Origin of the sequence: uncultured Henriciella sp. (genome assembly GCF_964005855.1) — a bacterium.
In the GTDB taxonomy this organism is placed as follows: Bacteria; Pseudomonadota; Alphaproteobacteria; order Caulobacterales; family Hyphomonadaceae; genus Henriciella.
The window spans coordinates 468,526-486,230 of the sequence record NZ_CAXFSW010000001.1; the positions used below are offsets into that span (position 1 = coordinate 468,526).

Consider the following 17,705-nt stretch of genomic DNA (forward strand, 5'->3'; position numbering starts at 1 on the left):
ATAACCGTCTGTTTAACGTGTCAGCGTCTGTCCAAACGCGTTTTTCGTCAAGTAGGGATGTATCAGGCCTGCTGCAAGGGGCGGACATCAAGCTCGCGTTCACGAAGGGTGCGAATACCCTGGACCGAGGCGCGTGAGGCAGCAAGTGTCGTGAAGTACGGGATTTTTCGCGTCAGGGCTGTGCGGCGGATCGAGGCGGAGTCCTTCAGCGACTGGGCGCCTTCGGTCGTGTTGAAGACGAGCTGGACCTGCCCGTTGATCATACGGTCGACAACATGGGGCTGGCCCTCGATCACCTTGTTGATGCGTTCCACCGGCAGGCCCTGACCTTCGAGATAGGTCGCGGTGCCGCTGGTCGCGATCAGCTTGAAGCCCATTTCGATCAGCTCGCGGGCTGGCTCAAGCACAAGTGGCTTGTCGCTGTCCTTGACCGAGATGAAGACCGAGCCTTCGCGCGGCAGATAGACATCGACGGCGATCTGCGACTTCAGGAAGGCCGCGCCGAAATCGTCGTCCCAGCCCATGACTTCGCCGGTCGAGCGCATTTCCGGCCCGAGCGCCGGGTCCACACCCGGGAAGCGGGCGAACGGGAAGACCGCTTCCTTGACCGCCACGCGGCGTGGCTTGGCCTTGCTGAGATCGAAATCAGTGAGGGAAGCCCCCGCCATGACCTTTGCCGCGATCTTGGCAATCGGTGCGCCGACGGCCTTTGCGACGAAAGGCACCGTCCGCGAGGCGCGGGGGTTGGCTTCCAGGACGAAGATCTCATCATCCTTGACCGCAAACTGGATATTGATGAGGCCGCGGACTTTCAGCTCTCTCGCCAGCGCTGCGGCAGAGTCCGAGAGGCGCTGGATGACATCCTGCGAAAGCGTGTAGGGGGGCAGGGCGCAGGCGCTGTCGCCCGAATGCACACCGGCTTCCTCGATATGTTCCATGATGCCCGCGACGTGGACGTTCGTCTCGTCGCAGAGCGCGTCTACGTCGACTTCAATGGCGTCGGAAAGGTAGCGGTCGAGGAAGAGCGACTGGTCGCCAGAGACCTTCATCGCTTCCTTTGCGAAGGCTTTGACGTCTGCGTCGTCGCGGCAGATTTCCATCGCGCGCCCGCCCAGCACGAAAGAGGGGCGCAGCATGATCGGATAGCCGAGCTTGCCGGCCACTTCGAGGGCTTCTTCTTCTGACCGCACGGTGGCGGACGGGGCCTGCTTGATGTCGAGCCGGTCCAGAAGGGCGGCGAAGCGCTCGCGGTCTTCGGCAAGGTCGATGGAGACCGGGCTGGTGCCCAGGATCGGGACACCAGCGTCGTGCAGCGGGGTCGCGAGTTTCAACGGTGTCTGACCGCCGAACTGGACAATGACGCCTTCCAGCTTTCCCTTGCCCTGTTCCTTGGCAATGATCTCTGTGACGTGTTCTTCGGTCAGCGGTTCGAAATAGAGCCGGTCGGATGTGTCATAGTCCGTCGAGACGGTTTCCGGGTTGCAGTTCACCATGATCGACTCGATGCCAATCTCTTCCATGGCGAACGCCGCGTGACAGCAGCAATAGTCGAACTCGATGCCCTGGCCGATACGGTTCGGGCCGCCGCCGAGGATGATGGCCTTGTTGCGATCAGAGACATTCGCCTCGTCATCGGCCTCTGTCTTGCCAAAGGGCGGGTGTTCATAGGTCGAATAGAGATAGGGCGTCTTCGCCGCAAATTCGGCCGCGCAGGTGTCGATCCGCTTGTAGACAGGGCGCACGCCGGCCTGATGGCGGGCGGTGCGGACGGCTGCCTCAGAGCGGCCAGTGAGCTTTGCAAGCCGCGCATCGGAGAAGCCCGAGGATTTCAGCTCTGTCAGGCTGTAGCGGTCCTCAGGCAGGCCGTCGCGGCGAAGGTGGGCTTCGGTCTCTATGATGGCCGCGATCTGGCGCAGGAACCAGCGGTCGATACCTGTGATGCGGTAGATGTCTTCAACAGTGAAGCCTTCGCGCAAGGCCTGTGCGACGTGCAGCAGACGGTCCGGCGTCGGGCGGGCGAGGGCTGAATGAAGCGCTTCGGTTCCGGTCACCTCAGGCTCGTCAAAGCCGCTGAGGCCTGTCTCCAGCGAGCAGAGCGCTTTCTGGACGCTTTCCTGGAAGTTGCGGCCGATGGCCATGGCCTCACCGACCGACTTCATGGCGGTCGTCAGGAAAGGTTCAGAGCCGCGATATTTCTCAAAGGCAAAGCGCGGGATCTTGGTGACCACATAGTCGATGGTCGGCTCGAAGGAGGCGGGCGTGACGCCCGTAATGTCATTGTCGAGCTCATCCAGCGTATAGCCGACGGCGAGCTTGGCCGCGATCTTGGCGATGGGAAAGCCTGTCGCCTTGGAAGCAAGGGCGGATGAGCGCGAGACGCGCGGGTTCATCTCGATCACGACGAGGCGGCCATTGTCGGGATTGACGGCGAACTGAACGTTGGAGCCGCCCGTCTCCACCCCGATCTCGCGCAGCACCGCAATCGAGGCGTTGCGCATATGCTGGTATTCCTTGTCGGTCAGCGTCAGGGCCGGGGCCACCGTGATCGAATCGCCGGTGTGGACGCCCATCGGATCGATATTCTCAATCGAGCAGATGATGATGCAGTTGTCGGCCTTGTCGCGGACAACCTCCATCTCGAATTCTTTCCAGCCGAGAAGGCTCTCGTCGATCAGGACCTGCGCGACCGGAGAGGCGGCAAGGCCGGAGCGAACGATCTCTTCATATTCCTCAATATTATAGGCGACACCGCCGCCTGTCCCGCCGAGCGTATAGGCGGGCCGGATAATGGCTGGCAGGCCCACTTCCTCAAGCACGTCCATGGCCTGCTGCAGACCGCCGATCCGGTCATAGCCGATGACCTTGCCGGCCTCGTTCTTGATCTCTGGCGCGGCGACGATGGCGGCGCGCGGGTTTTCGAGGCCGATCCGGTCCATCGCCTCACGGAAGAGGCGGCGGTCCTCAGCCATCTCGATGGCGTCGGCGCGCGCCCCGATAAGTTCCACACCATATTTCTCAAGGATGCCGTCCTTGTAGAGGTCGAGCGCGCAGTTCAGCGCGGTCTGGCCGCCCATTGTGGGCAGGATCGCGTCGGGTTTCTCGCGCTCGATGATCTTTTCGACGAAGTAGGGCGTGATCGGTTCGACATAGGTCGCATCCGCCATGTCCGGGTCGGTCATGATTGTGGCGGGGTTCGAGTTCACCAGGATGACCCGGTAGCCTTCATCCTTGAGGGCCTTGATCGCCTGGACACCGGAATAGTCGAACTCGCAAGCCTGACCGATAATGATGGGGCCAGCACCTATAACGAGGATGGATTTCAGATCGGTGCGTTTTGGCATCTCGGTTCCTCGTCTTCTTCATGACCATTGGTCAAACGGGTGCGCTATAGCGGCGCTTGAGGGGAGGGGGCAAGACCGCAATCCGACAAAACTGTTTATCACGGTCCGGTGAAGTCCCCGGAGGGGAACTTTCAACGAACTGCGGCGGAGGTTTATCGGCCAAGAAAAAAGGCCCCCTGCGAACAGGGGGCCTTTTGATTCAAGCCTGTATCAGGGCCACTGGCGACTACCAGCGGCGCGGATCGGTCGGGTAGCGGTCATAGGCATCGGCATAGCCGTCGCCGTCATAGTCCTGTTCGTCGGACTGGTCGCGCACGCCCGGCATGTCGCAGTCGCCCGCTTCGGTACAGCCCTTGGCTGCGCCAGCGGCGCCGCCGAGTGCGCCGCCGATCAGGGCGCCGCGTCCTGCATCGCCGTCGCCGACATTGTTACCCACAACGGCGCCTGCAACGGCACCCAGACCTGCGCCAACAGCGGCGTTGCGTTCGGTATAGCCGGACTGGGTGCAGGCGGCCATCAGGAGGCCGGTGGCGGCAAGTGCGGTGGTCTTCAGAAGCGTCTTCATGGGAATCCCCTTTTCTTGTATTGAGGCAACTCAAACGAAGTTAAAATCCCGGGGTTCCCTGCGCGCAAGCGAGAAAAAACGGTATTTGCGTTAAAATTGTTTTAGATGAACAGAGCACAACAAAGAGTTGTGTAAGTCTTCATTCTACAAGCCGGGCAATTCTTGCCGGTTTGATGGCGACGGGCACATCGGTCTTGCCCGGCTCGAAGTCAATCCGCAGGCGTCCGGTATCGCGAATCGCGATCCGGTTGGCCACAATCTGGAGCAGGGGAGAGGACTGATCGCCCGCCCCGGACCCGCTTATGAAGAAGTTCTGCGTCGGCAGATAGATGAGGCCGATAATGCTCAGCTTTCCGGTTCCGGTAAGGCGGGAGGCAACGGGCAACCCATTGGTGCGCGTATTGCGCCGTTCGGCGACCGCGATGCCGGCGAGGTCACCTTCTGTCGGTGCCTTGAGCGTCATGCGGGCCTCGTCACTGACACGCAGATAGGCGCCCGGTCCGGTGAAGATGAGTGTAACGCCTTCAGCCGTGACCGTGGCCTTGCGCGTCACCTGCATGGGCGCGCCCTTGATGAAATAGGTGCCTGGAGTCATCTCGACGTGCCCGTAGGCGATGTCGAGGCCACAATAGGTGCCTGGCGTCAGCTTCTCGGTCGGAAGGTCGTAGCGCCGGTCCATGGCGTAGAGGACATCAAGCAGATTATCGGTCAGGGCGAGAAGGTCGAAATCCGGAAGACCCGCGCCCGTGGCGGAGTTTGCCGGGCAGTGCGGGTTCGAACGGCCGGCAGGTGTATCGCAAGGGGCTGCCTTTCCGGCATGGCCAAACGGGCCTGCGCCTTCATCCTCATCCTCGCCTCTCCGGAAGCTTGGGCGGGACTCCCGCGCGAGGCCTGCGAGAATCCGGTCGGCGGACCGTCTTATGCTTAGCGGCGGATCGAAATCCGGATCGGGCTGGCATGTATCCGGGCGGGGCGGCGTCCAGTCTGCGAGCGGATCGGGCAGGGGATTGCAATTCTGGTCTGGCAGGGGAGAGACGTTTGCAAGATGGGAACGGTCGGCCGTTCCGGTTGCGCAGAAACTCTTGGCTTTGGACCAGCCGCCCAGGAACTGCATGGATTCGCTGCCGGCGGCGTTGGACCATACAATACACCCATCGGCGACGAGCCGTGCCATATGTTTGATGGCCAGCCCGCTTTCCCTGTCGGCATTGAGTGCAAGCATGCAAAGCGGAAAGCCCCAGGTGGAGCTGGCAACGGCACGGCGGCGGATCGGCGCCGTGGTGGCATTGCCGGTAAAGCGGGAGAAGAAGTTCACCGGCTCAAATTGCAGCTCCACCGCGAGACGGGTATGCTGGCCGAAGGCATCTTCGGAGACCGCATCCACAACGAGATCGGCAAGCTCATAATTCGAATTGCGGGCCGCAAGCGCCTTTGCCTGTATGCGGGCAGCTTCAAGCCGATCCTGGGCGCGCGGCGACTGCGTGTTGAGAAAGGCTGTCGCGCCGCCGAGCGCGGCCGCATCGGCGGCTTGCTGGACCTGGTGGCCCGAACGGGAGTCCATGCCGAGCGCGAGCGTGGCGCCGACAAGCGACAGGATGGCCATTATGGAGATGGCAAATACCGGCATTGTGCTGCCAGAACGGGCAGCACAGAATCTGCGGGAAAACAGTCGGCACTTTGCGTACATACTGTTTTATCACACAGGCCTCTAAAAACGACGCTACCGGAAATAGATAAATTGAATCAATCTTGCCGCATTGATTTAAGTTAAAGTCCAAGCACCCGCTTGGCGATGATGTTGTGCTGGATTTCGTTCGTCCCGCCATAGATCGACTGGGCGCGGGTGCCGAAATAGGTGGAGACACCGGGCGCGGCGTGGGCGGTTGCGAGGCCGCCATCCAGCCAGTCCGGGCTGACCGAATCGGTAAAGCCGCGCTCTGCATTGAAGCCTGCCGTATCAAGATAGAGCGTCGTGATCTGCTGGGCCGTTTCGGTCGCGAGGATCTTCACGATGGACGCCTCCTTGCCGGGCGCGCCGCCATCCTTCACCGCGGACAGCACCCGAAGCACAGTCATTTCGAGGCCATCCACGGCGAGGTCGGCTTCGGCCAGCTTGCGGGCAAAGGCAGGGTCATCGATGAGACGATGATTGCCGCCATCGGGCACCGAAGAGGCGATCTTGCGGATATGGGCGAGCTGTTTGCGCTTGCCGCCGATGCGGGCATAGGAGGTGCGCTCATGGCCGAGCAGATACTGGCTATAGGTCCAGCCCTTGCCCTCCTCACCGATGAGATAATCGGCCGGGACGCGCACATTGTCGAAATGGACCTGGTTGAGGGCATGTTTGCCATCAATGGTGATGATCGGCGTCACCGTGATGCCTGGCCGGTCCATCTCCGCGATGATGAAGCTGATGCCTTCCTGCTTCTTGCCGGAATTGTCGGTGCGGGCGAGGCAGAAGATCCAGTCGGCGTGCTGGGCCGCTGAGGTCCAGATCTTGGTGCCGTTGAGGACGTATTCGTTGCCCTCTTTGACAGCCGAGAATTGCAGCGAGGCGAGGTCGGAGCCCGCTTCAGGCTCTGAATAGCCCTGTGCCCAGCCTTCGCGGCCCTCACGGATGCCGGGCAGCCAGCGCTGCTTCTGCTCCTCGGTGCCGAAAGTGTAGATGATGGGGCCGACATAGACGACGCCCATAGGCGTCACCGTCGGCACACCTGCGCGCTCCAGCTCCTCATCGAAGACATATTGCTCCTCAAGAGACCAGCCGGGGCCACCATGTTCAGCAGGCCAGCCAGCGGCGAGCCAGCCCTTCTCGCCCAGGGCCTGTTCCGATTTTCGGACCTCTTCGGTGGTAAGGGAGGCGCCCTTCGCCGTCTTGGCGAGAATGTCCTTGGGAAATTCGTTCTCGAAGAAAGCACGCACCTCTGCGCGGAAATCTTCAAGCTTGGGGTCTGTCTTGAGGTCCATACCGGAAAGGATAGACGAGACAGGCACGAGCGTCAGCCATGACCCAAGGTCAGAGGAGGCTGGGAGACTGCCCCTTTGCTGTGTTAAGGCTGAGCCAAAGCAGATCAGGAAGCGAAAGAGTCCACCATGAAACGCTACCTCATTGCATTGGCGCTCGCTGGCTGTTCCCCGAACATGCCAGACCAGCAGGATCAGGCCGCCTCCGATGGTGAATTGACCGCGCCGCAGCCCCCCGATGAAGCGGGTGGCAATGCAGATTCCAGCGGCGATGTCTCAATGGAGCTGACGCTGGACGAGCTGGAACCTGGAGCAGAGGTCACCTCGCCGCTCAGCTTTTCCGGCAGCGCGTCAGGGCTGTGGTATTTCGAAGGGGATTTTCCGGTCCGCCTTGTCGATGGCACAGGGACGGTGATCGCTGAATCCTATGCCGCCTCTCAATCGGACTGGATGACGGAAGAACAGGTGCCCTTCAAAGGCGAGATCAGGTTTGAGGTGACGGAACCGACAGAGGCGACGCTGATCTTTCAGGAAGATGATCCGAGCGGCATGAAAGTGCCAGCCGAACATCCGGTCCCGCTCGTTCTGCTGCCAGCTGAGGACTAGCTAGCTGTAGCGCTTCGACAGTTTCTGGTCGATTTCGCTCGCAGCCTGTTTTTCCGCGCCGGCATAGCCTGTCAGGGAGTCCGCGACGAAGGGATTGTCCTGGCGCTCCTGGCCGAAGGTGCTCATCGGGCCGTGGCCGGGGATGAAGCGGATTTCCGGGCCGAGCGGCCATAGCTTTGAGGTGATCGAATCGATCAGCTGCGTATGGTTGCCGCGCGGAAAATCCGTCCGCCCAATCGAGCCGCGGAACAGCACATCGCCCACAAAGGCGAGGGCGCCGCTTTCATTATAGATCACGACATGGCCCGGCGTGTGACCCGGTGTATGGGCCACGCCGAATTTCACGCCGTCAAGCTCCAGTACATCGCCATCATCGAGATAGCGGTCCGGCGTGACGTTCTTGCCGTCGGCGATGCCATAGCGCTTGCCGGACTCCTCGATCATGTCGAGCAGCCACTGGTCATCCTTGTGCGGGCCGATGATCTCACAGCCGGTGCGCTCCTTCACGGCGGCGGCCGCGCCGGCATGGTCCATATGGCCATGGGTCAGCCAGACGCCGACGATCTTCACGCCGAACTCCTCTGCCGCGCCCATCAGCTTGTCGATATCGCCGCCCGGATCCACGAAGACACCTTCCTTGCTCTCGATCGACCAGATGAGAGAGGTGTTCTGCTGCAGCGGCGTCGTCGGGATGACGCGGATTTCGAGCTTGGGCTTGTTCTGGGCTTGGTCTGTCATGGGTCTCTATGTAGCGACTGGCTTCCAGCGTGAAAAGGACAGGCGCATGGTCGAGATGTTGTTGAGGATCACACCGGCGGCGAAATAATAGAGCCCGATGCGTGGATGAAAGCCCACATAGGCCATGGTCTGGGAGAGGCCGATGAGGAGCGCGGCGAGGAAGACATCCAGCATAGACCATTTGCCGAGCACGTTGAGCCACCAGGCAAGTTTCGGGCTTGGCGGCGCGCCGCGCCGGAAGATTATCGCGGCGACCAATGTCTTGGTGAGCGGAAAGACGCCGGAGAAGAACACCACCACCATGCCGAGAAAGAAGAGATCGAGCTCGATCAGCGTCTCAACCAGGCCCCAGAGATTGTACTCGATCATCAGGCCCACATAGTTGGGCTTCATGATGGAGGGCTGTGAGATGCCCATGATGATGAGCGCGGTAGACGCGTACAGCGCCCATTCGGCGAGGACGTCGAGTATCTTGCTGGGCAGCGGCGAACGGCTCAGCTTGCGGCGTGCCTGATGATGTGTGGTGTCGGTCATTGCCCGCGAGGTTTGGCAGACAATCACCGCCTGTCAACGCCGCAAAGGTGAGACGGGTGCGAGGGCCGGATCAGGCCGACCGGCCCATTTCCTTCTCAAAGGCAGGCGTCAGCCGCTCAATGTCTTCCACTGTCGGAAACTCATCGAAGCTGTGCGGCGCGCCGGTTTCGGCAAAGGACAGCTTCTCGCGGGTGAAGGTCTCGATGAAGGGCGCATACCAGCCGGTCTGATCGAACATGGTGGCGCGAATGTTGACCATATAGGGCAGGGCGTCCGGCCGCGTATACATCCAGCTCATGCAGGACGGGCAGAAATAGTGATGGATCTCCTCACCCTTGAGGCCGCCGAGGACCGGCTCGCCGCTCAGAAGCTCGAAGCTCTCGACCGGGAAGGCGGCGCTCAGCGAATAGGCGCTGGCAGACATTTTCTGGCAGCCGGTGCAATGGCAGGCCATGGTCGCGATCGGCGGAGCCGTGACGCGAAACTGCACAGCGCCGCAGCGGCAGCTACCCTGCAAGGGGAGGGCGGGGTCTTTCATGGTGTCTGCTTCCTGTCCGGCTCCATTCCTGGCAGTCCTGTAGCCGAGCCTGGGCCTGCCCGCCAGCTCGTCTTGCGACAAAAATGACGACGCTTCCAAGGCCGGGGGTTTGGAACTAGGTTCACCCTAACTGGACGACAAAGAAATTCGGGGCAGGCATTTGGGACGCATCATCATTATCCTGCTGGGCCTTCTGGGGCTCGCCTTCTACTACTTCACCAATCAGGAGGTGAATCCCTTCTCCGGAGAGCGCGAATTCAATGCGATCTCCATCGAACAGGCGAGCGAGCTTGGCGCGCAGTCCTATGCGCAGATCCTGCAGCAGGAACGCGCGAACGTGCTCTGCCTCGACAATTGCGAGGATGCGGCCGCCCGCGAAATTGTCAGCGAGGTGCGCGCCATCGGAGAGCGGCTTCAACGCGCCGCGATAGAGTATGAGCGCGACCTTCTGGAGGAGGGCTGGGAGTTTACACCGGTCTCAGAAGATTTCGCCTGGACCTATAATGTCATCCAGTCGGACCAGCCCAATGCCTTCTGCCTGCCGGGCGGCTATGTGGCGGTCTATACCGGCATCATGGATGTGACCGGCAATTTCGACGGAAAAGTCACGCTGGCCGACCTTGAGGACCCCGACAAGCTGGCCGTGGTCATGGGCCATGAGATCGGCCACGCCATGGCTCATCACGGCGCCAAGCGGATGAGTCAGAGCCAGCTTGCGCAGCTTGGTCTGGTTGCTGCGAGCGCTGGCGTCGGGGACATGGACCCTGGCCAGCGCCAGCTCGTCCTGGGCGCGATGGGCGTTGCCGCGCAGGGCGGCCTCATGGCTTTCTCGCGCCAGCATGAGACCGAAGCCGACCGGATCGGTCTCGAGCTGCTGGTGCGCGCCTGCTACGATCCGCGCGAAGCGCCGGAGCTCTGGGAACGGATGGGCCGCCTTGGCGGCGGTCAGCGTCCGCCTGAATGGCTCTCCACCCACCCGGCTTCTGAAACCCGCGCCCAGAATTTTCGCGACTGGATGCCGGAATATATCGAGAAATACGAGGCCAATTGCGGGCCCCTGGGATAGCTTCGCCTCGCATAAGTAGCAGACTGGCGCTCTAACTCAGCGGATCGATACGGTCCATGCCGGACTGGTTGACGCGCCACCAGCCGGCCAGGCCATAGCGGGTCTCGTGGGTGACCTCGACCTCGTGCGGGATCGCTTCCGACAGCATCAGCATCACGCCGCCCGGCTGCGGGACGATCCGCGCCGCCGGGTCAGCACCGTCAGCCGCGCCTTCATTCCAGACGGCGAGCGCGCCGCCGCGGGCCTCGTCCCAATCCTCATTGAGATAGGCGACCAGCGAGACGACGCGGTTGCGCGCGCCTGCGAAACTGTCGAGGTGGCGCTCATAGAAGCCGCCCGGCGGATATACCGCGAAGCAGACTTCCATCTCGAACAGGCCAAGCATCAGCTCGCGATTGAGTGAGGCACGCAGCGCTTCGGTCCACATCTGGAAGTCCTGCTGAGCCGGTGTCGAGCCGTCGAACCAGGTGATGCGCGTGCGCCGGATGGTGCGGTCGACCTGGTAGTCGCTCTCGCGGCCAATTCCGGCCGCTTCCAGGGCGGCGGCTGCCTCACGGGCGACAAGTTCCTCGCGCAGGGCACGGGTCAACGCCTCCGGCATGAGGGCTGGCTGCCAGCTCCAACCTTGGGTGGCAAGATCGTCGGCGATGGCGCCCAGACGGTTGTCGCCCATGGAAGGCGCGTCCAGAACAGGAGAGGTGGCGTTCAGCTCAGTGTTTCCTTCTCAGGCGATAACCAGCCAAGAGACCAGGGCAGGAAGACCAGCCCGCGAAGATCGAGCAGCGCATGCAGCAGGATAACCAGCCAGAGCGCGCCCGTGGCGGCATATATCACCATGAAGAGGGCGCCGATAAGCCCCGATGACAGAATGCCCGCCAGGCCCTGATAGGCATGGGCGACGGCAAAGAGCGCCGTCGAGCCGAGCATGCCTGTGAGCACGCTGCCTGTAATATGATAGATCGCGACAAACAGCATGGCGCGGAAGAAGATTTCCTCAACCAGGCCGGCATTTATGGAGATGAGCGAGGCCGACCAGGCTTCCTGCCGGTTTCGCGCAAGCAGCGCGCCCACGCCGTGCTGGGGGATGTCGCCGGCCTTCAGAAAGAACCCGGCCGCCCCGCCGGCAAAAATGCCGAGGGTTACGACCCCGGCCACGGAAAGCCCGAAGAGGGTAATGTCGCGACGGCTGATCCCGGTTGCGTCGCACAGGCCGACAAGGCTTGCTTCCATATTGGCAGGCAACTGCCAGAGCGCGGGCGTCGCATCCATGAGCATCAACCCTGCGACCCCAAGCACGCCGTAGCGGATGAAGGAGGTGAGCGTCCATTTGCGGAAGGCGCGCTGACGGCTGGCTGTATCTCTCAGCGCTTCGAAAGCCGGAAAGGTGCGCCGGTCACGCCAGATCTGATGGGCAATTAGGGCGCAGGCGCCAAGAAAGACCAGCCAGGCTTGAATCATCCAGCGCGCATACGCGGTCTAGGTGTTGCCACGCATGAAGCTGGCGAAGCGGTCGAACAGATAGAAACTGTCCTGCGGGCCGGGGCTTGCTTCGGGGTGGTGCTGAACCGAGATGATCGGCTTGCCGTTCACACGAAGCCCTGCATTTGTACCGTCAAACAGGGATCTGTGGCTTTCCTCGACACCATCGGGCAGCGTCGCTGTATCCACCGTGAAGCCGTGGTTCATAGAGACGATCTCGACCTTGCCGGTCTCGAAATCCTTGACCGGGTGGTTCGCCCCATGATGGCCTTGCGGCATCTTCTGCGTCTTCGCGCCGAGCGCCAGCGCAAGAAGCTGGTGGCCAAGACAGATGCCGAGCAGCGGGATGCCGCTGTCGATGAGCTGGCGGATCGTGTCACCGCACCGATTGATCGTGGCGGCCGGGTCGCCCGGGCCGTTGGAGAGGACGACCCCGTCGGGCTTGAGTTTCATGATCTCGTCGAAGGGCGTGTCGCCGCGCACAATGGTTGCGCGCGCATTCACTTGGGCGAGATTGCGCAGGATGTTCTTCTTCACGCCATAGTCGAGCACCACGACATGAAACTCGGTCGCGTCATTATTGGTGAAACCGGTGGCGAGGTCCCACAGCCGCTCTGAATTGTCATAGGCCGCATCGCTGACGACATTGAGGGCGAGGTCGGCCGCCTCCAGCCCTTCCCATGCACGGGCCGCTTCGATCAGCGCATCGACATCGATATTACCATCCGGGGCATAGGCGACGGCGCATTTGGGCATGCCGCCCTCGCGGATGATGCGGGTGAGGGCGCGGGTGTCGACATTGGACACCGCCGTGATGTTCTTCTTTGCAAGCCATGCATCGAAATGATCGCGCGAGCGCCAGTTGGAGGGCGGCGAGATCGGCTCGCGGAAGACTGCGCCAGTCGCGGCTTTCGCGCCCTCCAGCGAGGACTCCTCGTGGTCATCCGGGTTCGCGCCGACATTGCCGATATGCGGAAATGTGAACAGCACGACCTGGCCTGCATAGGACGGGTCGGTCAGGATTTCCTGATAGCCGGTAATCGATGTGTTGAAGCAGAGTTCGCCAACCGCGATGCCCACAGCGCCGGAACCGTGACCGAGGAAGACCGTTCCATCTGCCAGCGCGATCGCTCCGGTTGCTGGTGATTCAGGTTGATTTCCGGTAGCCATGGGCGTATCTCCTCGCGTCCTGTCGGGCGCCATTAGGATTTCGGTCACCAACTGACCTCATCCTCGACGGCGTGAGATAGGCGTGCAGCGACCCGAGCGTCAAGTTCGAGGTCCATGTAAAAAGATGCAGGTATGGGACAGACAGACGTTTCTCCAGTTACCACGATCCGCGAGCGCATACTGGCCGCTCTCCAGACAGCTGAATCCGATGATGCGGAAGGTATCCGCGCCCGGACGCTGCGCCTGGTTGCCTGTGCCATGCGCGACCGTGACGTGACAGCCCGCGGTCAGGGCAATTGTGCCGGCTGCGAGGATGCAGAAGTGCGCAAGCTGCTTGAGGTCATGGTGGCGCAGCGCGAGGTTTCGGCGCGCGAATATGACGAATCGGGCCGTATCTCCGATGCCGAGCGTGAGCGTGAGGAGATGGAAATTCTCCAGTCCTTCCTGCCTCAGCCGCTTGAAGGCGACGCGCTTGAGGACGCTGTAGACGCCGTGGTCAACGATCTTGAGGCGACCAAGCTCAAGGATATGGGCCGCTGCATGGCAGAGCTGCAGAACCGCTATCCAGGCCGTATCGAGACGGGCCCCGCCGGCAAGGCCGTCCGCCGCGCTCTCTGCTAGGTCGGGCCAAACCACATTTTAGAATTCCACAGGCTGCCAGTCATCTGTGCATGGTCTCACTCGTGACTCGCACAGCCATGGTAAAAAGCGCTACAATGGTTGGTTCATGCCAGCATCCATTCGCATACCCGATGGCTTTGTCGAGGAGCTGAAGGCCCGTGTCCGGCCTTCGGACGTGATCGGGCGCAAGGTGAAGCTGAAGAAGCAGGGCAAGGAATGGGTGGGCCTCTCACCTTTCACCAATGAGAAAAGCCCAAGCTTCTACGTCAACGACCAGAAACGTATCTTCAAGGATTTCTCCTCCGGCATTGGCGGCGATGTCATCGCCTTTGTCATGGAGACAGAGCGGCTGTCCTTCATGGAGGCGGTTGAAAAGCTGGCCGACGAGGCGGGCATGCAGCTGCCAAAGGCCACGCCGCAGGACGAAGAGACCTATGACCGGCGCAAGCGGCTCTATGCCTGCTGTGAGGCGGCCTGCGCCTTCTTTGAAGCCCGCCTGCGGGCCAGCGAGGGGGCAGAGGCGCGCGACTATCTGGAAGGGCGCGGTCTCGGCGCCGCGGCGTGGGCACGCCACCGCCTGGGTTATGCGCCCGATGACTGGCGCAAGACCATCGACCACCTGAAAGCCGAAAGCTTCGGCATGCAGGAAATCATCGATGCGGGTCTTGCCGTCGTGAAAGAAGGCGGGGGCGACCCATATGACCGCTTCCGGGGACGCGTCATCTTCCCGATCACAGATGTGCGCGGCCAGGTCATCGCCTTCGGGGGCAGGGGTCTGCAGCCGGATGCGAAGCCCAAATATCTCAATTCCAATGACACCGAACTTTTCCACAAGGGGCGCGTCCTCTATCGCTACAAGGATGCGCGCGAAGCCTTTGGCAGCACCGATGAGGGCGGGCTGATCGTCACTGAAGGTTATATGGATGCCATCGCCATGGCCGAAGCCGGGATCGGTCATGCCGTTGCCCCGCTGGGCACGGCGCTCACCGAAGACCAGCTCGGTCTTCTCTGGCGTGCGGGGCCGGAGCCTGTCCTCTGCTTTGATGGCGACGCGGCCGGTCTTCGCGCCGCTTACCGCTCCATTGAGCGGGCGCTCCCGCATCTACAGCCGGAACGCACGCTGTTCTTCTGCCTCCTCTCTGGCGGCATGGATCCGGACGACCTCATCCGCCAGTCCGGCCCCGAAGCCATGAAACAGGCCCTCGCCAATTCCGTGCCGCTTATCGAGGTGCTCTGGCGGCGTGAGCGCGATGCCGAGCCCCTGGACACGCCTGAGCGTCAGGCCGGGCTTGAGGCGCGCCTGATGCAGGCGGCTGCCACGATCCAGCATGCCGGCGTGCGCGCGGCCTATGAGCGAGAGCTGAAATCGCGCAAGAATGACCATCTCTGGCAGATGCGCCGCCGCGCGCGGGGCGGCGCGGGACGGCCGGACATGCCCACAAAGGGCGCCCATCAGACCAGCGCGCCCGCAAAGACGCGCGGCCTTGGCCTTCTTGTGCGCGCCATCGACTCTCCCCACTTGATCGATGTCGGGTTTGAGACGCTTTCCATGGCGGTCTTTCTCGATGAGGATGTGGCAACGCTGCGGGACGTGATCATTTCCTGGCCTGACGCAGGCGCAGGTGTTGACCGCAGCGTGATCGCGACCCATTTACATGAGCTAGGAAAAATGCGCGCTGCTGACTTGCTCAATTCTTATCCCGCAACAGCTGTAATTGCTCCAGATGGAGCAGAGGAACGGGAATGGCTTATCGCCCTGGAGCAATATGTGGCCCGCGACGACCCTGGCGCCCAGATTACGGGGGCAAGGGATGAAGTTACCGCTTCACCTGAAAACTGGCGTCGCCGGCGCCATGAGGTAGCGGAACGAGAGGCACGGGTGGCGCGTCTCAATGAGGCGGCAGAACAAACCGATCAGGATTGATCGGCCGTAGAAATGGTTTGAATGTTGCAGAGGGCGAGCTGCGACAGGCGGGAGATTTAGATGGCGAAAGCCCAGAAGCGTGACAATCAGGGCGGTGAAGTCGAGACCGAGGACCGCCCGGTTCTCGATCTCAATGACTCCAACATCAAGAAATTCATCAAGCAGGCAAAGTCGAAAGGCTATGTCACGCATGAGGAACTCAACAATGTCCTTCCGTCGGATGAGCTGACCTCCGACCAGATTGAGGACACGATGTCGGCCCTGTCCGAGATGGGCATCCAGGTCGTGGAAAATGAGGATGAGGTCGAGTCCTCGTCCAAGAGCACGGCCGTCACCAAGACCGGCTCTGGCGCCGTTGCCAAGAAGGGCAATGCGCGCGGCTCTGACCGCACCGACGATCCGGTCCGCATGTATCTGCGCGAAATGGGGGCCGTCGAGCTTCTCTCGCGTGAGGGCGAGATCGCCATCGCCAAGCGTATCGAGGCTGGCCGCGATGCAATGATCCGCGGCCTCTGTGAAAGCCCGCTGACATTCGAGGCCATGATGGTCTGGCGCGATGAGCTCATGAATGAGCGCATCCTCCTGCGCGACCTCATCGACCTTGAGACAACCTATGGCGCGGAAAACCCGACGCCGGAACCGCGCGAGAAGACCGAGGAAGAAAAAGAAGCCGAGGCCAGAGAGCGCGAGAACGAAACGACCGAGGAACGCCTTGCCCGCGAAGAGCGCGAGGATGAGGAAGAAGGCCAGGCCATGTCCATGTCGGCCATGGAGGCTGAACTTCGTGACGGCGTGCTTGGCAAGCTCGATGAAATCGCGCTCGCTTTCGGCCAGTACCGCAAGCTGCAGGAAAGGCTGGTCGAGCGCCGCCTTGAAGGCAAGGCGCTCACCGAAAAGGCGCGTGAGGAATATGACGCGCTCAGCCAGTCCATCGTCGATAATCTCAAGACGATGCACATCAACAATGCCCGTATCGAGGCACTGGTTGAACAGCTTTACGCGATCAACAAGAAGCTGATGGGCCTTGAAGGCAAGCTCATGCGTCTCGCCGATGCCAAGGGTGTGCCGCGCAAGGAATTCCTGGAAAGCTATTTCGGCAACGAGCTCAATCCGAACTGGAAGGAAGAGACGCTCGACCGGTCGAAGTCCAAGAAGAAGTGGGAAAGCTTCTTCGAAAGCCAGGCCGAGCAGATCGAAGAAATCCGCGAGGAGATCACCGCCGTCTCGCAGGAAATCGGTATCCCGATCGATGATTTCCGCCTGATCGTTCAGCGCGTCCAGAAAGGCGAGCGCGAAGCCCGCGTCGCCAAGAAGGAAATGGTCGAGGCAAACCTTCGCCTCGTGATTTCCATCGCGAAGAAGTACACCAATCGCGGCCTGCAATTCCTGGATCTCATCCAGGAGGGCAATATCGGCCTGATGAAGGCGGTCGATAAGTTCGAATACCGCCGCGGCTACAAATTCTCGACCTATGCCACCTGGTGGATTCGCCAGGCCATTACCCGGTCTATCGCTGACCAGGCCCGCACGATCCGTATTCCGGTGCACATGATCGAGACGATCAACAAGATCGTCCGCAGCCAGCGCCAGATGCTGCACGAAATCGGCCGTGAGCCGACGCCGGAAGAGCTGTCCGAGAAGCTCGGCCTGCCGCTGGAAAAGATCCGCAAGGTGCTGAAAATTGCCAAGGAGCCGATCTCGCTCGAAACGCCGATTGGCGACGACGAGGACTCCAACCTCGGCGACTTCATCGAGGACAAGATGGCGCTGCTGCCGGTCGACAGCGCGATCCAGTCCAACCTCCGCGAAACGACGACCCGTGTGCTCGCCTCGCTCACCCCGCGTGAGGAACGTGTCCTGCGCATGCGCTTCGGCATCGGCATGAACACCGACCACACACTCGAAGAAGTCGGCCAGCAGTTCAGCGTGACCCGCGAACGCATCCGTCAGATCGAGGCAAAGGCGCTGCGCAAGCTGAAGCACCCGAGCAGAAGCCGGAAGCTGCGGAGCTTCCTGGATACTTAAGTTTGAAAAGGCGGCCTCACGGGCCGCCTTTTTTATGTCAGTATCCGTCACGGGCGCGAGGACTGGTTCGAGGAATAAATCACCGCAAGAAACAGGTCGCCGGCATCGGCGTCCTGCGATAGCCTCATCTTCAG

The 17,705-nt window shown here is 61.5% G+C and carries 15 protein-coding genes; 5 read left to right on the forward strand and 10 right to left on the reverse strand.

What is annotated here, in order from left to right; all coding sequences use genetic code 11:
• Positions 1-62 precede the first annotated feature (62 nt).
• The 4 genes from carB to ABNU55_RS02255 form a co-directional block, all read right to left on the reverse strand.
• Positions 63-3,341, reverse strand: a complete 3,279-nt coding sequence (gene carB / locus ABNU55_RS02240) for a carbamoyl-phosphate synthase large subunit (protein WP_290747949.1) — start codon at positions 3,339-3,341, stop codon at positions 63-65.
• Positions 3,342-3,567: 226 nt separating this feature from the next.
• Positions 3,568-3,906 (reverse strand): glycine zipper family protein, encoded by a 339-nt coding sequence (locus ABNU55_RS02245; RefSeq protein WP_290747946.1) that lies wholly within the window; start codon positions 3,904-3,906, stop codon positions 3,568-3,570.
• 139 nt (positions 3,907-4,045) lie between these two features.
• Complete coding sequence (locus ABNU55_RS02250) at positions 4,046-5,533, reverse strand: pilus assembly protein TadG-related protein (RefSeq protein WP_290747944.1); 1,488 nt, start codon at positions 5,531-5,533, stop codon at positions 4,046-4,048.
• 140 nt (positions 5,534-5,673) lie between these two features.
• Positions 5,674-6,900 (reverse strand): acyl-CoA dehydrogenase family protein, encoded by a 1,227-nt coding sequence (locus tag ABNU55_RS02255; protein WP_290747942.1) that lies wholly within the window; start codon positions 6,898-6,900, stop codon positions 5,674-5,676.
• A gap of 99 nt (positions 6,901-6,999) precedes the next feature.
• On the opposite strand from ABNU55_RS02255, the gene ABNU55_RS02260 reads away from it, so the two are divergent.
• On the forward strand, positions 7,000-7,476 hold the full coding sequence (locus ABNU55_RS02260) for a Gmad2 immunoglobulin-like domain-containing protein (protein ID WP_290747940.1): 477 nt from the start codon (positions 7,000-7,002) through the stop codon (positions 7,474-7,476).
• On the opposite strand, the gene ABNU55_RS02265 is transcribed toward ABNU55_RS02260, so the two are convergent.
• The 3 genes from ABNU55_RS02265 to ABNU55_RS02275 all read right to left on the reverse strand — a co-directional run bounded on the left by ABNU55_RS02265 (position 7,477) and on the right by ABNU55_RS02275 (position 9,286).
• A complete protein-coding gene (locus ABNU55_RS02265) occupies positions 7,477-8,214 on the reverse strand; it encodes an MBL fold metallo-hydrolase (protein WP_290747938.1) in 738 nt (245 codons plus the stop codon).
• A 6-nt stretch (positions 8,215-8,220) separates the two neighbouring features.
• The gene (locus ABNU55_RS02270; RefSeq protein ID WP_290747930.1) at positions 8,221-8,748 is read right to left on the reverse strand and encodes a paraquat-inducible protein A; all 528 of its coding nucleotides are present in this window, start codon (positions 8,746-8,748) and stop codon (positions 8,221-8,223) included.
• Positions 8,749-8,818: 70 nt separating this feature from the next.
• On the reverse strand, positions 8,819-9,286 hold the full coding sequence (locus ABNU55_RS02275) for a GFA family protein (RefSeq protein WP_290747923.1): 468 nt from the start codon (positions 9,284-9,286) through the stop codon (positions 8,819-8,821).
• A 160-nt stretch (positions 9,287-9,446) separates the two neighbouring features.
• On the opposite strand from ABNU55_RS02275, the gene ABNU55_RS02280 reads away from it, so the two are divergent.
• Positions 9,447-10,352 (forward strand): M48 family metallopeptidase, encoded by a 906-nt coding sequence (locus tag ABNU55_RS02280; protein WP_290747919.1) that lies wholly within the window; start codon positions 9,447-9,449, stop codon positions 10,350-10,352.
• Positions 10,353-10,383: 31 nt separating this feature from the next.
• Here the strand turns inward: ABNU55_RS02280 and ABNU55_RS02285 are convergent, their stop codons facing one another.
• From ABNU55_RS02285 to carA, 3 genes are read right to left on the reverse strand one after another with little or no spacing between them, the layout of a single operon-like run.
• Complete coding sequence (locus ABNU55_RS02285; RefSeq protein ID WP_290747916.1) at positions 10,384-11,025, reverse strand: 2OG-Fe(II) oxygenase; 642 nt, start codon at positions 11,023-11,025, stop codon at positions 10,384-10,386.
• A gap of 32 nt (positions 11,026-11,057) precedes the next feature.
• Positions 11,058-11,810, reverse strand: coding sequence for a CPBP family intramembrane glutamic endopeptidase (locus ABNU55_RS02290; protein WP_290747913.1), 753 nt, complete (start codon positions 11,808-11,810; stop codon positions 11,058-11,060).
• Positions 11,811-11,828: 18 nt separating this feature from the next.
• Complete coding sequence (gene carA, locus ABNU55_RS02295; protein WP_290747910.1) at positions 11,829-13,001, reverse strand: glutamine-hydrolyzing carbamoyl-phosphate synthase small subunit; 1,173 nt, start codon at positions 12,999-13,001, stop codon at positions 11,829-11,831.
• 132 nt (positions 13,002-13,133) lie between these two features.
• Here carA and ABNU55_RS02300 point away from each other — a divergent pair, with 132 nt between their 5' ends.
• The 3 genes from ABNU55_RS02300 to rpoD all read left to right on the forward strand — a co-directional run bounded on the left by ABNU55_RS02300 (position 13,134) and on the right by rpoD (position 17,571).
• Positions 13,134-13,622, forward strand: a complete 489-nt coding sequence (locus ABNU55_RS02300) for a GatB/YqeY domain-containing protein (RefSeq protein ID WP_290747907.1) — start codon at positions 13,134-13,136, stop codon at positions 13,620-13,622.
• A gap of 106 nt (positions 13,623-13,728) precedes the next feature.
• Positions 13,729-15,546 carry a DNA primase gene (dnaG, locus tag ABNU55_RS02305; protein ID WP_348764208.1) on the forward strand — a complete coding sequence of 606 codons (1,818 nt, stop codon included), beginning with the start codon at positions 13,729-13,731 and terminating at the stop codon, positions 15,544-15,546.
• Between the two features lie 60 nt (positions 15,547-15,606).
• The gene (rpoD, locus tag ABNU55_RS02310; RefSeq protein ID WP_290747902.1) at positions 15,607-17,571 is read left to right on the forward strand and encodes an RNA polymerase sigma factor RpoD; all 1,965 of its coding nucleotides are present in this window, start codon (positions 15,607-15,609) and stop codon (positions 17,569-17,571) included.
• The last annotated feature ends 134 nt before the right edge of the window (positions 17,572-17,705 follow it).

Bases quoted from the DNA above. Each gene is read 5' to 3' on its own strand.
- carB (WP_290747949.1), bottom strand. From the start codon at position 3,341: ATGCCAAAACGCACCGATCTGAAATCCATCCTCGTTATAGGTGCTGGC.
- ABNU55_RS02285 (WP_290747916.1), bottom strand. From the start codon at position 11,025: ATGGGCGACAACCGTCTGGGCGCCATCGCCGACGATCTTGCCACCCAA.
- dnaG (WP_348764208.1), top strand. From the start codon at position 13,729: ATGCCAGCATCCATTCGCATACCCGATGGCTTTGTCGAGGAGCTGAAG.
- ABNU55_RS02290 (WP_290747913.1), bottom strand. From the start codon at position 11,810: ATGATTCAAGCCTGGCTGGTCTTTCTTGGCGCCTGCGCCCTAATTGCC.
- ABNU55_RS02275 (WP_290747923.1), bottom strand. From the start codon at position 9,286: ATGAAAGACCCCGCCCTCCCCTTGCAGGGTAGCTGCCGCTGCGGCGCT.
- ABNU55_RS02245 (WP_290747946.1), bottom strand. From the start codon at position 3,906: ATGAAGACGCTTCTGAAGACCACCGCACTTGCCGCCACCGGCCTCCTG.
- ABNU55_RS02270 (WP_290747930.1), bottom strand. From the start codon at position 8,748: ATGACCGACACCACACATCATCAGGCACGCCGCAAGCTGAGCCGTTCG.
- ABNU55_RS02260 (WP_290747940.1), top strand. From the start codon at position 7,000: ATGAAACGCTACCTCATTGCATTGGCGCTCGCTGGCTGTTCCCCGAAC.
- carA (WP_290747910.1), bottom strand. From the start codon at position 13,001: ATGGCTACCGGAAATCAACCTGAATCACCAGCAACCGGAGCGATCGCG.
- ABNU55_RS02265 (WP_290747938.1), bottom strand. From the start codon at position 8,214: ATGACAGACCAAGCCCAGAACAAGCCCAAGCTCGAAATCCGCGTCATC.
- ABNU55_RS02250 (WP_290747944.1), bottom strand. From the start codon at position 5,533: ATGCCGGTATTTGCCATCTCCATAATGGCCATCCTGTCGCTTGTCGGC.
- ABNU55_RS02300 (WP_290747907.1), top strand. From the start codon at position 13,134: ATGGGACAGACAGACGTTTCTCCAGTTACCACGATCCGCGAGCGCATA.
- rpoD (WP_290747902.1), top strand. From the start codon at position 15,607: ATGGCGAAAGCCCAGAAGCGTGACAATCAGGGCGGTGAAGTCGAGACC.